14 protein-coding genes are annotated in these 13,833 nt (G+C 72.2%); 9 read left to right on the top strand and 5 right to left on the bottom strand.

Annotated elements, in window-relative coordinates:
• Positions 1–63: 63 nt before the first annotated feature.
• The 3 genes from F0L46_RS19105 to F0L46_RS19095 all read right to left on the bottom strand — a co-directional run bounded on the left by F0L46_RS19105 (position 64) and on the right by F0L46_RS19095 (position 4,400).
• On the bottom strand, positions 64–2,151 hold the full coding sequence (locus F0L46_RS19105; protein ID WP_149820509.1) for a S9 family peptidase: 2,088 nt from the start codon (positions 2,149–2,151) through the stop codon (positions 64–66).
• Positions 2,148–3,242, bottom strand: a complete 1,095-nt coding sequence (locus F0L46_RS19100; RefSeq protein WP_149820507.1) for an AbrB family transcriptional regulator — start codon at positions 3,240–3,242, stop codon at positions 2,148–2,150. Before F0L46_RS19100 ends, F0L46_RS19105 begins: the two co-directional genes overlap by 4 nt.
• An 81-nt stretch (positions 3,243–3,323) precedes the next feature.
• The gene (locus F0L46_RS19095; protein ID WP_149820505.1) at positions 3,324–4,400 is read right to left on the bottom strand and encodes a COX15/CtaA family protein; all 1,077 of its coding nucleotides are present in this window, start codon (positions 4,398–4,400) and stop codon (positions 3,324–3,326) included.
• 116 nt (positions 4,401–4,516) lie between these two features.
• Here F0L46_RS19095 and F0L46_RS19090 point away from each other — a divergent pair, with 116 nt between their 5' ends.
• Positions 4,517–4,732, top strand: a complete 216-nt coding sequence (locus F0L46_RS19090) for a DUF2842 domain-containing protein (protein ID WP_149820503.1) — start codon at positions 4,517–4,519, stop codon at positions 4,730–4,732.
• A 306-nt stretch (positions 4,733–5,038) separates the two neighbouring features.
• On the top strand, positions 5,039–5,371 hold the full coding sequence (locus F0L46_RS19085; protein ID WP_149820501.1) for a hypothetical protein: 333 nt from the start codon (positions 5,039–5,041) through the stop codon (positions 5,369–5,371).
• Here the strand turns inward: F0L46_RS19085 and F0L46_RS19080 are convergent.
• Entirely contained in the window at positions 5,368–6,414 is a 1,047-nt protein-coding gene (locus tag F0L46_RS19080) for a polysaccharide deacetylase family protein (protein ID WP_149820499.1), read from the bottom strand. The genes F0L46_RS19085 and F0L46_RS19080 overlap by 4 nt on opposite strands.
• A 103-nt stretch (positions 6,415–6,517) precedes the next feature.
• Between F0L46_RS19080 and F0L46_RS19075 the strand changes: the two genes are divergently transcribed.
• From F0L46_RS19075 to F0L46_RS19055, 5 genes are all read left to right on the top strand, one after another.
• Positions 6,518–7,708 carry a GNAT family N-acetyltransferase gene (locus F0L46_RS19075; protein ID WP_149820497.1) on the top strand — a complete coding sequence of 397 codons (1,191 nt, stop codon included), beginning with the start codon at positions 6,518–6,520 and terminating at the stop codon, positions 7,706–7,708.
• Between the two features lie 124 nt (positions 7,709–7,832).
• On the top strand, positions 7,833–8,273 hold the full coding sequence (locus F0L46_RS19070) for a DUF2948 family protein (protein WP_149820637.1): 441 nt from the start codon (positions 7,833–7,835) through the stop codon (positions 8,271–8,273).
• Positions 8,273–9,565 (top strand): histidinol dehydrogenase, encoded by a 1,293-nt coding sequence (gene hisD / locus F0L46_RS19065; RefSeq protein WP_149820495.1) that lies wholly within the window; start codon positions 8,273–8,275, stop codon positions 9,563–9,565. Before F0L46_RS19070 ends, hisD begins: the two co-directional genes overlap by 1 nt.
• Before the next feature lie 7 nt (positions 9,566–9,572).
• Positions 9,573–10,049, top strand: coding sequence for a UPF0262 family protein (locus tag F0L46_RS19060; RefSeq protein WP_149820493.1), 477 nt, complete (start codon positions 9,573–9,575; stop codon positions 10,047–10,049).
• Positions 10,050–10,054: 5 nt separating this feature from the next.
• The gene (locus tag F0L46_RS19055) at positions 10,055–10,498 is read left to right on the top strand and encodes an arsenate-mycothiol transferase ArsC (protein ID WP_149820491.1); all 444 of its coding nucleotides are present in this window, start codon (positions 10,055–10,057) and stop codon (positions 10,496–10,498) included.
• 7 nt (positions 10,499–10,505) lie between these two features.
• On the opposite strand, the gene F0L46_RS19050 is transcribed toward F0L46_RS19055, so the two are convergent.
• The gene (locus tag F0L46_RS19050) at positions 10,506–12,380 is read right to left on the bottom strand and encodes an ABC-F family ATP-binding cassette domain-containing protein (protein ID WP_149820489.1); all 1,875 of its coding nucleotides are present in this window, start codon (positions 12,378–12,380) and stop codon (positions 10,506–10,508) included.
• Between the two features lie 195 nt (positions 12,381–12,575).
• Here F0L46_RS19050 and F0L46_RS19045 point away from each other — a divergent pair, with 195 nt between their 5' ends.
• A complete protein-coding gene (locus F0L46_RS19045) occupies positions 12,576–12,986 on the top strand; it encodes a hypothetical protein (protein WP_149820487.1) in 411 nt (136 codons plus the stop codon).
• A 127-nt stretch (positions 12,987–13,113) separates the two neighbouring features.
• Positions 13,114–13,800, top strand: coding sequence for a Crp/Fnr family transcriptional regulator (locus tag F0L46_RS19040; protein ID WP_149820485.1), 687 nt, complete (start codon positions 13,114–13,116; stop codon positions 13,798–13,800).
• The last annotated feature ends 33 nt before the right edge of the window (positions 13,801–13,833 follow it).

Genomic DNA, 13,833 nt, shown 5'->3' with positions numbered 1-13,833 from the left:
TCTCAGCCCCGTCCGGAAACTGACCTGCCGGACCCGCCTCGCGAGGTGCGGCTGCGCACAGGATCATCCCGCGCGGCCGGTGCAGCGCAGTGCGAACGCGATCTCGCGAGCATGCGCGTCCACGCTCTCCAGCCGCCCGCCCCGGCCCCCGTGCCCCGCCGCCATGTCGGTGTGGAGCAGGAACGGCCCTCCCCCCGTGGCGACCGCCCGCAGCCGCGCGACCCATTTTGCAGGTTCCCAATAGGTGACCCGCGGATCGGCGAGCCCCGCGATCGCGAGGATCGGAGGGTAGGCCTGCGGCCTCACGTTCTCGTAGGGCGAATAGGCAAGGATGGCCCGGAAGGCCTCCGCGTCGCGGATCGGATCGCCCCATTCGCTCCACTCGGTGGGCGTGAGCGGCAGCTCGCCGTCGAGCGTGGTGTTGAGCACGTCGACGAAGGGCACGTCGGCGATGACGCCCGCGAACAGGTCCGGCCGCAGGTTCGCGGCAGCCGCCACGAGCATCCCGCCCGCCGAGCGGCCATGCGCCACGATGCGGCGGGGTGCCGTGTAACCTCCGGCCACGAGCACTTCGGCGCAGGCGATGAAATCCGTGAAGGAGTTCGGCTTTCGCCCGAACTTACCCTTCCGGTACCAGCGCTGCCCGCGCTCGCTCCCGCCCCGGACATGGGCGATGGCGTAGACGAAGCCGCGGTCGAGGAGCGGCAGGCGCTCGGGAGCGAAGGCAGGCTGCACGCTCCAGCCATAGGAGCCGTAGCCGTAGAGAAGACAGGGCGCAGAACCGTCCCGAAGCAGGTCGCGGCGGTGGACGAGTGAGATCGGCACGCTCTCACCGTCGAGCGCCCGGGCGGTGAGGCGGGTGACGGTGTAACGCTCGGGATCGGGGGGCTCTGGCGGGCTCTCCCGCTTGACCAGGGCGCTCACCCGGGTGACCGCATCGTAGTCGTAGGTCTCGCGCGGCCGCACCGGCGTCGAGACCGCGTAGCGCAGCGTGCCGGGCTCCAGGACGGCGTCGAAGCCGAGCGAGGCCACCTCGCCGCCCACCGTGATCCGGTGCTCCTCGCCGCCGGCAAGCGGCGCCACGACGAGCCGCATGGCGGCGTCGACCCGCTCCAGGCGGGCCACGTGATCGCCTAAGCAGCGGTGCGCGGTGAGCGTCACGCCGGGGCGATGGGGCACCAGATCGCGCCAGCCCGCCGCGCCGGGCGCGTCGACGGGCGCCGTCACGAGCCGGAAGTCCTCGGCGCCGCCCGCATTGGTGCGCAGGACGAAGACGTCGCCCGCGTGGTCGAGGTCGTAGCGCAAGCCCTCCCGACGCGGCTCGACGAGGCGGGCGGGAGCGTCCGCACGGGCGAGGTCGACGACGTGGATCTCGCTCTCGTCGCTCCGCCGGGAGGAGACTATCGCGAATGCGCCCGATGACGTTTCGGAGAGCCACAGGAGCCAGGACGGGTCCTGCTCCTCGACGAGGAGCTCGTCGCTCTCGGACGAGGTGCCGAGCCAGTGGCGGCAGACGCGGGCAGGACGGTGGGCGGCGTCGAGGCGAAGATAGAGCAGCGAGCGGCCGTCCCGGCTCCAGACCGGCCGGCCCGTGGTGTCGGGAATGCGGTCGGGGAGATCGGCGCCGGTGCGAACATCGCGGACGCGGATCGTGAACAGCTCCGCGCCGCCCGTGTCCGCCCCATAGGCGAGATGCGCATGGTCGGGCGACGGACGCCAGGCGCCGAGCGCGAAGAAGGGTTGGCCGCGGGCGAGCGCCGTGCCGTCTAGGATCACCGCGTCGGGCCCGCCCGCTCGGGGCCGGCGCACGATCACGGGGTGCTCGGCGCCCTCGGGATGGACCGCCTGGTAGACGAAGGGACCGAGCGGCAGCGGCGCCGCGGTCTCGCGCGCCTCCATTCGGGCCAGGATCTCGCGCCGCAGCGTCTCGCGCAAGGGATCGAGGCCGCCGAGCAGGGCGGCGGAGTAGCGGTTCTCGGCGTCGAGATGCGCCCTGATCTCGGCGGGAAGGCTCGCTGGATCGCGCAGGACCTCGCGCCAATTCGCGGCCCGCAGCCATGCGTAATCGTCGACGAGCGCGGTGCCGTGCACCGTCCGGCGGCTCGGCTCCCGGCGCGCCGGCGGCGGGGCGATCTCGATGGGGCCGCTCACGGCGCGCGCCCGCGCATGAGGGCGAAGACCGGGCCGGCGCCGACCATGACGAGGAAGACGCGAACGACGTGGTGGGCCGCCACGAAGGCGACCTCGATCTGGAGCGCGAGGGCGATGAGGCTCATCTCGGCGAGACCTCCGGGGGAATAGGCGAGCATCAGGGGGACGACGCCGTGGGCGGACACGCGGCTCACCGCGAAGGCGAAGAGCACGGTCGTGGCGAGCAGGATGAGGGTCGAGCCGATCGAAAGCCACAGGATGCGCAGGATCTCGCCGGGCGGCGTGCCGAGGAAGCGGCAGCCGATGGTGGTGCCGAGCACCAGCTGCGCCACGTTCAGCACCTCGCGCGGCGGCACGAAGTCGGTGAGGCCCAGCACGTGGACGGTGGCGCTGACCAGCATGGGCCCGAGGAGATAGGCCGCAGGCAGACGCAGGGCGCGGCCCGCCACCGCGCCGACGAGGGCGGTGACGAGAAGCCAGAGCTCGTTGACGAAGGGCGTATCGAGGACGGACATGCCGGCCTGCGCCCGCGCGCCGAGCGTCACGCCGCCGATCGTCTGGACCACGAAAGGCAGGGTCAGGACGATGAGGAGTATGCGGGCGGAGTGGATGAGCGCGATGGTGCGCGCGTCGCCGCCCTTGTCCTCGCCCACCATCACCATCTCGACGAGGCCGCCGGGCATGCCAGCGAAATAGGCCGTCACGGGGTCGAGGCGGGCGACGCGGCGGAAATAGGCGACGCAGGCCAGGCCGCAGGTCGCGATGAAGGCCACGAGACCGAGGAGGGTCGGCAGCCAGCCCGGCAATTGGCCGATGATGGCAGGCGAGAACCCTGCCCCCAGCATCACCCCGATCACCATGGTCATGGGCGGGCGCACCACGGTCGGCGCCGCGATGGGCGCCTTGAGAAGGGCAGCCAGCGTGCAGGCCGTCATCGAGCCGAGCATCCAGGGCAGCGGCAGGCGCAGCCACGCGAAGAGCCAGCCGCCCGCCGCACCGATGAGGAGCGCGCCGATGAAGCGCCTATAAGGGAACCGCCCGGGCGCGAGCTCGCCGAGCCCCGCGCGGAGATCGTCGAGGAGAGCGCGCATGCCCCGCGATCATGGGCGATTCGGGCGCCCCGCGGGAATCTTTCCCGCGCGGGAGCCCTCGAACGGGCCTGGCGCCCGGGATCAGGCCGCTTCGGCCCGGGTGATGCGGGCGTGGGCCGCCGCCATGGCGAGCACGATCATCGCGAGACCCTGGTGGGCGAGGCCCGCCCAGAGCGGCACGACGAGGACGAGAGTCGCCACGCCGAGCGCGGCCTGCGCCAGCACCAGACCCGCGAGCCCGCGGCTGCGCCGGGCCATGCCGGAGGCGGGTGCCGCGCGGGTCACGGCGAAGGCGTGCCAGAGCGCCAGCGCCACCAGGGCATAGGCGACGAAGCGGTGGTTGAACTGAACGAGGGCGACGTTGTCGACGAAGTTCTCGATGAAGGGGCTCACCGCGAACAGGGTCGAGGCGTCCGGCACCACGCGGCCGTCCATGAGCGGCCAGGTGTTGAAGGTGAGGCCCGCCTTCGAGCCGGCCACGAGGCCGCCGAGCGCGATCTGGGCCAGGACGGCGGCAACGAGCAGCGTCGTTCCCCGGGAGAACCCGCGTGCCGCGGCATCACGGGCGCGCTGCTTCAGGCCCGAGGCGATCCACACGAGGCTCGCCAGGATCACGCTCGCGACCGTCAGATGAAGCATCAGCTTGATCGGCGCGACGGCGGTCATGCCGGGCTTGAGGCCCGACGCCACCATGATCCAGCCGATCCCGGCCTGGAGACCGCCGAGAGCGCCGACGGCGAGGAGCGTCAGCGCGAGGCGCCCCCGCACCTGCCCTTTGGCCCAGAACCAGACGAAGGGCACGAAGAAGGCGAGGCCGATGAACCGCCCGAGCTGGCGGTGGCCCCATTCCCACCAATAGATCGACTGGAACTCGGCGAGCGACATGCCCTTGTTCAGGAGCTGGTACTGGTCGATCTGCCGGTACTTGTCGAACTCCGCGAGCCAGGCGCCCTCCGACAGCGGCGGGATCGCGCCGGTCACGGGACGCCATTCCGTGATCGAGAGGCCCGATCCCGTGAGCCGCGTCGCGCCGCCGACGAGGACCATCGCCACCACGAGGGCCGCGAGCCCGTAGAGCCAGGTGCGGACGGCGGCCGGGTTCTGCGTGCCGGCGCGCTCGACGGCGGGGAGGTCCCGCCCGGTGATTGCCACGGACATGATGTCGCTTTCAGCCCCTTGCGCCCTTGATCGCCGGGCGTCGGCCGTCACATAGGAGCGGCGGCGCGAAACGGCAACGAAGCCCTTCGCCGCACCTGATCGCCCCCGGAGTCCCCATGAAGCGCCGCACGCGAAAGCTCATCGGAACCGTCGTGATGCTCGCCTTCGTGATGCTGTACGGGCCGCTCGCCATGGCGCTGGCCGAGAGCCGCATCCTCGACGCCCCGAAGCTCGTTCAGACGGTCCTCTACCTCGTCCTCGGCCTGGCCTGGGTGCTGCCGATGTTCCCGCTGATCAAGTGGATGCAGCGGCCCGATCCCGACGAGGCGTGAGGGTCCGGTCCCGCACGATCGTTCCTCCGCCCTCATGCTGAGGAGCTCGCGAAGCGGGCGTCTCGAAGCATGCATCACGCTCCACCGCCGTCCGGAGATCCCTGGAGCGCCCTTCGAGGCCCGCCTTCGGCGGGCGCCTCAGGACGAGGTTGGAGGGTTCAGGGAGCTCCCGATGCCGGCTCATCCTCTTGTGATCCGCCTCAAACCTGCCGCAAGTTGCGTCTCTTTCGCGGGCGAACGCGCCGCGCCGCACGGGCCGGCGCGGATTTCGTGCTAGCCTGCTCCCGCAACGACCCGACGGACCCCATGCGACATCTCCTGGCCGCTCTCCTGATCCTTCTGCCCGCCTCGGCCTTCGCTCAAGGGGCGCCGCGCTCGATCGCCGATTGCGAGCGGATCAAGGTCGACATGGCCTACAACCAGTGCCTCGCCGAGTTCGGCCCGAAGCGCGGCGAGCGCCCCCCGCGCGGCGCGCAGGTCTCGGAGTCGGGCGAGGAGGCGGCGCCCGCCGCGGTGCGCTCGTCCCGGCGCGGCCGGGCGTCCTATCAGCGGGGCCGGCGCGGCCGCAAGGCGGCGAGCTTCACGGTCGGCGGCCGCAAGAGCTACACGGGCTACACGCGCAAGAAGCGGCGCCGCTAACTGACGTTGAGGCGCCGCCCGCGGTTCCACAGCCAGAACGGCACGCCCGAGAGCAACACCCGGAGGTCGCCCTCGGTCTGATGCAGGCCGTTGAGCGACACGCGCGGCAGGGCATGAAGGTGCGCGGCGTGCTCCGGGAAGACGTGCCCCGGCCGCGTCGTGACGGCGGTGACGAAACCCGCCTCCCGCGCCAGCGCGAAATCGCGCGGCCCGGCCGATCCGGGGTCGCCCACCGGATAGGCGAAGTGGCGCACGGGCCGGCCGATCCGCGCCTCGACGGCGATCCCCGACGCCGCGATCTCGCGCCGCGCCTCGCTCTCGTCGAGGGTCGCGAGACGCGGGTGTGTCAAGGTGTGAGCCCCGATCGTCACCCCCGGCTCGCGGGACAAGGCGGCGATCTCCTCGAAGGTGAGGCAGTCGGCCTGGACCAAAGCCCCCGCGTCGACGCCCGCCTCCCGGCAGAGCCCCGCGATCGCCGCGCGCAGGGCGTCCTCGGGCAGGGTGCGCAGCGGCCAGTACACGGCCTCGTACGCAGCGGCCTTGGCGGCGTCCGTGCCGGCCGGGAGGTCGAGGCGGCGGCCGCCGACGGTCAGCACGACCCTGTCGAGCCGGCGGATCGCCTCCTCCAGCTCCAGCCACCACAGCCGCCCGCGCCCCTCGGCATAATCGGCCGTGACATAGAACGCCGCCGGCGCGCCGTGGCGGCGCAGCACGGGCAGGGCGTGCTCCACGTTGTCGCGATAGCCGTCGTCGAAGGTGAGCGCCGCGAAGGGCCGCCCCCCGCGAGCCAGCCGGTCGGGCACCTCGTCCATGGAGACGAGCTCGAAGCCCTGCCGCGCCAGGAGCGTCAGGGCGCGGTCGAGGAAATCCGGGGTGATCTCGAGCAGACGGTTCGGCGCGAAACCGGTCTCGCGCCACGGGCGTACATGGTGCCCCGTGAGGATCACGCCGCGGCCGCGAAGGAGCGGCGCGAGCGCCCGGTCGGCCCCGCTCGATCCGATCGCGGTGAGCGCCGCCCCGATCGCGCGGCGTCGCAAGCCCATGTTGCATTCCTTTAGCAGCGACTTAACGGAAGAGCCTTATGGCAGAGAACACTTAAAGGTGCGTTCGACGCATGCGAGCTGGCGGGACTGCGGGATGAGGGCGATGGATCTGGGTTACGCGGGCGGGCCCGTCACGGACGCCGGCAGGGTCGCGCGCCCGGCTCTCGATCTCATGGTGGCCCAGGACGGCGCCCTCATCGAGGGCTGGTGGAAGGCGTTCGAGGGCGAGGCGGCGGGCTCGGCCTACCAGCGCTTCGACTGGGCAGACGCGTATCTCGGCACCCTCGGGCAGGTCGAGGGCGCCGCCCCGCGCATCGTGGTCGGGCGGGACGCCGGGGGCGCGACGGCGTTCATCCTGCCGCTCGTCCTCTGCCACCGGGGGCCGCTGCGGCTCGCGCTTCCCGTAGGCGGCGCCCACGCCAACTACCACGCGGCGCTGTGGCGCCGGGGCGCCCCGCTCGGCGACCCGCGGGCGCTGCTCGCCGCCATCGGCCGCCTCGTCGGCGCCGACGCCGTCGCTCTTGCCGCGATGCCGCGTAGTTGGAACGGCGAACCCAATCCCCTCGTGCCCGCCGGCGCCCCGGCCGCCGCGAGCAACGCCTACCGCCTCGATCTGTCCGGATCAGGCGAGGATGTCCTGAAGCGCGTGCTCAGCCGCGAAGCTCGCAAGAAGCTGCGCCAGAAGGAAGCCCGGCTCGCGGAGCTCGGCCCCGTCGAGCTGCGCCAGGCCGCGACGCCGGAGGAGGTCGAGGCGGTGCTCGCCACGTTCTTCGCCCACAAGGCCGAGCGCCGCCGCACGATCGGGCTGCCCAACCCCTTCGAGGACGCACCCGCCCGCGCCTTCCTGCGCCGGGCCTGCCTCGCAGGGCTCGATCGCGGCGCGCCAGCCGTGGAGCTCTATTCGCTATGCGCCGGAGAGCGGATCGTCGCGACGTTCGCGGGGGCCGCCGACGAGACGCGCCTGTCTGGCATGGTCCTGTCCTTCGACGCGGGCGATTCCGAGATCGCGCGGCGCAGCCCCGGCGACCTTCTCGTCGCCCGCCTCGTCGCCGAGCAATGTCGGCGCGGCCGCAAGGTGCTCGACCTAGGGGTCGGCGAGGCACGCTACAAGAGCACCTTCTGCGACGGCGTCGACGAGATCGCCGACGTCCTGGTGCCCGTCACCCCGCTCGGCCATGCCTACGGGCTCGCGGCCGCGGCGCGCCGGCTCGCCAAGCGGTCCGTCAAGCGCACGCCCTGGGCCTGGTCGCTCGTGACCCGCCTGCGGCGCGGCACGGCCGCGGGCCGCGATTGAGCGCCCGCAGGCGATGTCCCCAAGGAATCCGGGGGTAACCGGCGCATTCGCGCCGGGCGCCCCGTTGCGGACGGGCGGCCGCATCTCTACCTGAGCGGCTATGGACAACAACACGGCCCAGCCCATGGAGCTCCTCAAGCTCATCGCCCTCGACGACGAGGATCTCGCCGTGGTGTCGGCCCACATGCAGGACGCCGTCGTCCGCCTGGAGGACATCGCGTTCCTGCCTGGGGAGCACCGCTTCGCCCTCGTGGCCCGACGCTTCGACTGGGAGGGCGCCAACGGCGAGCCGCCCCGTCGGCGCCTCACGGGCTTGCATTTCGACAGGGTGCTGCGTGCGCGCTGCCGCGGCATCGACCCCGCCCGGCGCGACGAGACCCTCAACCTGCTCGCCATCGCCTTCGAGGAGATGGAGACCCCGTCGGGCCTCGTGACGCTCCACTTCTCCGACGACCGCGCGGTCCAGCTGGAGGTGGAGTGCATCGAGGCTGGCATGAAGGATCTCGGCCCCGTCTGGGAGGCCGAAGGCCGCCCGGATCACGCGACAACGGACGAGCGCGCCTGATGCCGCTTCGCCTCGATGCGCGCGATGCCGGCTTCCCGGCCGCCTTTCGCAGCCTGCTCGGGATGAAGCGGGAGGTCTCGGAGGAGGTGGACGACGCCGTCAAGGCGATCGTCTCCGCCGTGATCGCGGGCGGCGACGCCGCCGTCATCGACTATACGAGCCGCTTCGACGGCCTGTCGCTTACGCCGGACCGGCTGCGGGTCTCGGACGAGGAGATCGACGCCGCCCTGGACCGCTGCGATGCCGAGGCGCTCGCCGCGCTTCGGGTCGCCCGCGAGCGGATCGAGACCTATCACCGAGGCCAGAAACCCACCGACTGGTCCGCCACCGACGCGCTCGGCGTCACGGCGGGCTGGCGCTGGACGGCGCTCGAGTCGGTCGGCTTGTACGTGCCCGGCGGCACCGCGAGCTACCCCTCGTCGGTTCTCATGAACGCCGTGCCCGCGAAGGTCGCGGGCGTGCCGCGCATCGTGATGGTGGCGCCGACCCCTCGCGGCGAGACCAACCCGCTCGTGCTCGCGGCGGCGCGCCTTGCGGGCGTGGACGAGGTCTACCGGATCGGCGGCGCGCAGGCGGTCGCCGCCCTCGCCTACGGCACCGACACGATCGCGCCCGTGGCGAAGATCGTGGGCCCCGGCAACGCCTACGTGGCGGCGGCCAAGCGGCGGGTCTTCGGACAGGTGGGCATCGACATGATCGCGGGCCCCTCCGAGGTGCTGATCCTCGCCGACCGGGACGCCAACCCGGATTGGGTCGCGGCCGATCTCCTGGCCCAGGCCGAGCACGACACGGCCGCCCAGTCGATCCTCGTTACCGACGACCCGGCGCTCGCGGACGCGGTCGAGGCCGCGGTGGAGCGCCATCTCGCGACGCTGCCGCGGGCGGAGATCGCGGCGGCGAGCTGGCGCGATTTCGGCGCGATCATCCTCGTACCCGATCTCGCCTCCAGCATCCCCCTCGTCGACGCGATCGCGCCCGAGCACCTCGAGATCGAGGCGGCGGACGCGGACGGGCTCGCGGCGCGGGTGCGCAACGCGGGCTCGATCTTCCTGGGCTCCCATACGCCCGAGGCCATCGGCGACTATGTGGGCGGGCCCAACCACGTCCTGCCCACGGCCCGCTCGGCCCGGTTCTCGTCGGGGCTCGGGGTGCTTGACTTCATGAAGCGAACCTCGATCCTGAAATGCGACCCGGCGGCCTTGAGGGCGCTGGGGCCCTCGGCCATCGCGCTCGGCCGGGCGGAGGGGCTCGAAGGCCACGCCCGCTCGGTCGCGATCCGCCTCAACCTGTAACGGCCCGATGACCGACAACCGCCACCGCCTGGTCGCCGTCACGCTCGACGAGGAGTCCATCGGCCGCGGCACCCCGGACCAGGAGCACGAGCGCGCGGTCGCGATCTACGACATCCTGGAGACCAACGCCTTCCGCATCCCCGACGAGGACCGCGGGCCCTACGCCCTGCACCTCGCGCTGCGGGACGGGCGCCTCGCCTTCTGCATCCGCTCGCCGGACGGCGACACGCTGATGACGCATCACCTCTCGCTGTCGCCCCTGCGCCGGGTGATCCGCGACTACGAGATGATCTGCGACAGCTATTTCAAGGCGATCCGCTCCGCCTCCCCCGCCCAGATCGAGGCCATCGACATGGGCCGGCGCGGCCTGCACGACGAGGCGGCGAACGTGCTCATGGAGCGCCTCGACGGCAAGGTCGCGGTGGACTTCGACACGGCGCGTCGCCTCTTCACGCTCATCTACGCCCTTCACTGGCGGGGCTGAGGCGCATGGCGGCGCCGGGCAAGCGCGTCCAGTCCGTCCTGTTCGTGTGCGGCTACAACTCGATTCGCTCGCCCATGGCGGAGGCCCTGGCCCGGCACTATTTCGGCAAGTCGACCTATGTGCAGTCGGCGGGCGTGCGCAAAGGCGAGACGGACCCGTTCATGGTGTCGGCGCTCGACGAGATCGGGATCAGCGCCGCCAAGCACAAGCCGCGCACCCTCGTCGAGCTGGAGGAGTGGGAGGGCCTGAACTTCGACCTCATCGTCTCCCTCTCGCCCGAGGCGCACCACGCGGCCCTGGAGCTCACCCGCACGCTCGCGGCGGAAGTCGAGTACTGGCCGACTCCGGACCCCACGGTCGTCCAGGGCACCCGCGAGCAGATGCTGGACGCCTATCGCGACGTGCGCGACGGGCTCGCCTACCGGATCCGGGTGAAGCTGAAGGACTAGGCGTCCCCTACTCCTCCGCCGCCTCGATCTCCCCGCTCACCGTCAGCCATTCCTCCTCGGTCTTCGCCAGCGCGTCCGCGGCCTCGGCCCGCATGCGGGAGAGCTCGGCGGCCTTGGTCGGGTTCTGCTGGAAGGCTGTGCCGTCGCCGAGCGCCGCGTCGACCTTCGCGATCACCTCGCCGAGCTTCGTCATGCGCGCCTCGATGCCCGTGAGGCGCTTGCGCAAGGGGGCGAGCGCGGCCCGGCGCTCGGCGGCGGCGCGGCGGTCGTCCGTGCGGGTCGCCTTCTCGGCCTCGGCGCGGGTGGCGGCTTTCCCGTCGAGGCTGCCGGAGAGGACGAAGCGGCGGTAATCGTCCATGTCGCCGTCGAAGGGCTTCACGGAGCCGTTCGACACGAGCCAGAGCCGGTCGGCGCAGGCCTCGATGAGGAATCGGTCGTGGCTCACCAGGATCACCGCGCCCTCGTAGTCGTTGATCGCCTCCATGAGGGCGGCGCGGCTGTCGATGTCGAGGTGGTTGGTGGGCTCGTCAAGGATGAGGAGGTGGGGCCCGCCGAAGGCCGCGAGCCCCATGAGGAGGCGCGCCTTCTCGCCGCCCGAGAGGTTCGACACGGGCGTGTCGGCCTTCTGGCCGGGGAAGCCGAGCTGGGCGCAGCGGGCGCGCACCTTCGCCTCGGGCACGTCGGGCATCCGCTCGCGCACGTGCTCCACGGGGGTCGCGCCGGGGCGCAATTCGTCGAGCTGGTGCTGGGCGAAATAGGCGACGTCGAGCTTGCCCGAGCGGCGCACCTCGCCTTTGAGCGGCGGCAGGCGCCCGCCGATGAGCTTGCAGAAGGTGGACTTGCCGTTGCCGTTGGAGCCGAGCAGCGCGATGCGGTCGTCGGGCAGGAGCGTCAGGTTGATCCGGTCGAGCACCACCCGCTCGCCGTAGCCCGCGGCGCCCGACTCGATGGCGACGAGGGGCGGGGCAAGCGCCCGCTCGGGGCTCGGCAGGTTGAAGGGCAGCACCTCGTCCTCGACGAGCGCCGCGATGGGCTGGAGCTTCTCGAGGCGCTTCACGCGGGATTGCGCCTGGCGCGCCTTGGAGGCCTTGGCGCGGAAGCGGTCGACGAAGGCCTGGAGGTGCTTGCGCTCGTTCTCCTGCTTCACCCGCGCCTTGGCCTGGAGCGCCTGCTTCTCGGCGCGCTGGCGCTCGAAGGAGGAATAGCCGCCGCGGTAGAGCGTGAGCTTCGCCTCGTCGAGGTGGAGGATGTGGTCGACGCAGGTGTCGAGCAGGTCGCGGTCGTGGCTGATGACCACCACCGTGTGGGGGTAGCGCGCGAGGTAGTCGTAGAGCCAGAGCGTACCCTCGATGTCGAGATAGTTCGTGGGTTCGTCGAGGAGCAGGAGGTCGGGCTCGGCGAAGAGCACGGCGGCGAGCGCCACGCGCATGCGCCAGCCGCCCGAGAAATCCGCGCACGGCCGCCCCTGCGCCGCCTCGTCGAAGCCGAGGCCGTGCAGGATCGCGGCGGCGCGGGCGGGCGCCGAATGGGCGCCGATGTCGGCGAGCCGGGTCTCGATCTCGGCCCGTCGCAGGCCGTCCGCGTGCTCCGCCTCGCGCAGCAAGTCGGCGCGCTCGCGGTCGGCGGCGAGCACGACCTCGACGAGGGTCTCGGGACCGGCGGGTGCCTCCTGGGCCACGGCGCCGATGCGCACGCCCCGGGGCAGGCTCACCGTGCCGGTCTCCGGCGAGATCTCGCCGAGCAGCATGCGGAACAGGGTGGTCTTGCCGGTGCCGTTGCGGCCGACGAGGCCGACGCGGGCGCCCGCCGGAAGCGAGAAGCCCGCCTTCTCGATGAGGAGGCGGGGGCCGATGCGGTAGGTGAGATCGTTGACGCTGAGCATGGCCTCTCAATGCCCCGCCGTTTCGCGGTGGACAACCCGGGTGATCGAACAGGGCTAAGCCTTTAGGGCCGGGTGCGGCCTCGCACGGCGGCCCTGCCCGATTTCGGTCAAGCTTCGGACATGGGCTCGCCGTCGCGGACGCGATGATGGCCCCTGTCACACCCCTCCCGATTCGCCCTCGCGGCGAGAGATCCGATGTCCTCCCACCTCCACCGCCTCTCCCTCCTGGCGCTCCTGCTCGCCCTCGGCTCCCTCGTGCTCGGCATCGCGGCGGCCGTGGAGGCGCTCGCGCACCATCCGGGGAGCCACGCGGTCCGCAAGGGCGGCGCGGTCGCCCTGGAGGCCGTCGCGACCGTGTCGGACGGCTGCACCACGATCGGGTCCGTGGCGCTCGGCGCACCCGCGGGCATCGCGGCACCGGCCGCGGCCGAGCCGGTCACCGTGCGGTTGGCTCGGCCCGAGGGCGCCGTCTGCACCCAGGCGCTCGGCACGGCGCGCCGGGAGATCGACCTCATGGTCCCGGCCGGTCGGGCCATCCTGCATCTCTTCGTCGTCGGCCCGGACGGGGCCGTCGTCTCCACCGAGCGGGTTCCGATCAAGCCCTGAGGGCGGCCGGCGCCGCGGACTGGGCTGCGGCGCTCGATCGCGGCGGTTGAAATCAGGCCGACCTGCCCTGCCCGCCCCTTGACCGGCGGTCAAGCTCGCGCGACACAGGATGGGCATAGGACCGTCCATGGCACGTCTGGCTGGCATTCCCTTCTTCAAGGACCCGGGCATCGACCTCTCGAGCTTCGAGAGCCGCTGCCGCTGGCGCCGCTTCGACACGGACGAGATCCTCGTCGACTTCGACGAGGAATCCACCGACGTCTACTTCCTTGTGGCGGGCGACGTCCGCATCCTCATCCGCACCCCCGCCGGCAAGGAGGTCATCCTCGGCGAGATGCGGGCGGGGCAATATTTCGGCGAGCTGTCGGCCATCGACGGCGTGCGCCGCTCGGCGAACGTCACGGCACTCACGCGCGGCGAGCTCTGCGTGATGCCGGCGGGCGTCTTCCGCGAGCTCGTCAACGCCTCGCCCGTGGTCAACGACCGGCTTCTGCGCCTGCTCACGGCCCGCGTGCGCGAGCTCAACGGCCGCCTCATGGAGCAGGCGGTCCTCGACCTGCGCCACCGGCTCTATGCCGAGCTCCTGCGCATGTCCGTGCCCCGGGCGCAGGGCGGCGTGGAGCGGGTCGTCACGCCCCCGCCCTACCACCACATCTTGGCCGCCCGCATCGGCTGCCGCCGCGAGCAGGTCACCCGCGAGTTCACGAGCATGACCCAGGAGGGCCTGATCGAGCGCACCCGCGGCGCCCTCGTGCTCAAGCGCCCCGACGTGCTCCAGGAGCGCGTCCAGGAGGCGATGCGCGAGGACGCGTGAGGGCGTCCAGCCCCGTGCGCCGTTCCCTGCCTT

The sequence above is a fragment of the Salinarimonas soli genome, from assembly GCF_008386575.1.
Taxonomy (GTDB): domain Bacteria; phylum Pseudomonadota; class Alphaproteobacteria; order Rhizobiales; family Beijerinckiaceae; genus Salinarimonas_A; species Salinarimonas_A soli.
The sequence above is the reverse complement of the archived record's forward strand: the minus strand, read 5'-3'. Positions and strand labels throughout refer to the sequence as shown.

Excerpts from the sequence above, each read along its gene's own strand:
- F0L46_RS19100 (WP_149820507.1), bottom strand. The coding sequence starts at position 3,242 with ATGCGCGCTCTCCTCGACGATCTCCGCGCGGGGCTCGGCGAGCTCGCG.
- F0L46_RS19095 (WP_149820505.1), bottom strand. The coding sequence starts at position 4,400 with ATGTCCGTGGCAATCACCGGGCGGGACCTCCCCGCCGTCGAGCGCGCC.
- F0L46_RS19090 (WP_149820503.1), top strand. The coding sequence starts at position 4,517 with ATGAAGCGCCGCACGCGAAAGCTCATCGGAACCGTCGTGATGCTCGCC.
- F0L46_RS19085 (WP_149820501.1), top strand. The coding sequence starts at position 5,039 with ATGCGACATCTCCTGGCCGCTCTCCTGATCCTTCTGCCCGCCTCGGCC.
- F0L46_RS19080 (WP_149820499.1), bottom strand. The coding sequence starts at position 6,414 with ATGGGCTTGCGACGCCGCGCGATCGGGGCGGCGCTCACCGCGATCGGA.
- F0L46_RS19075 (WP_149820497.1), top strand. The coding sequence starts at position 6,518 with ATGGATCTGGGTTACGCGGGCGGGCCCGTCACGGACGCCGGCAGGGTC.
- F0L46_RS19070 (WP_149820637.1), top strand. The coding sequence starts at position 7,833 with ATGGAGCTCCTCAAGCTCATCGCCCTCGACGACGAGGATCTCGCCGTG.
- hisD (WP_149820495.1), top strand. The coding sequence starts at position 8,273 with ATGCCGCTTCGCCTCGATGCGCGCGATGCCGGCTTCCCGGCCGCCTTT.
- F0L46_RS19060 (WP_149820493.1), top strand. The coding sequence starts at position 9,573 with ATGACCGACAACCGCCACCGCCTGGTCGCCGTCACGCTCGACGAGGAG.
- F0L46_RS19055 (WP_149820491.1), top strand. The coding sequence starts at position 10,055 with ATGGCGGCGCCGGGCAAGCGCGTCCAGTCCGTCCTGTTCGTGTGCGGC.
- F0L46_RS19050 (WP_149820489.1), bottom strand. The coding sequence starts at position 12,380 with ATGCTCAGCGTCAACGATCTCACCTACCGCATCGGCCCCCGCCTCCTC.
- F0L46_RS19045 (WP_149820487.1), top strand. The coding sequence starts at position 12,576 with ATGTCCTCCCACCTCCACCGCCTCTCCCTCCTGGCGCTCCTGCTCGCC.
- F0L46_RS19040 (WP_149820485.1), top strand. The coding sequence starts at position 13,114 with ATGGCACGTCTGGCTGGCATTCCCTTCTTCAAGGACCCGGGCATCGAC.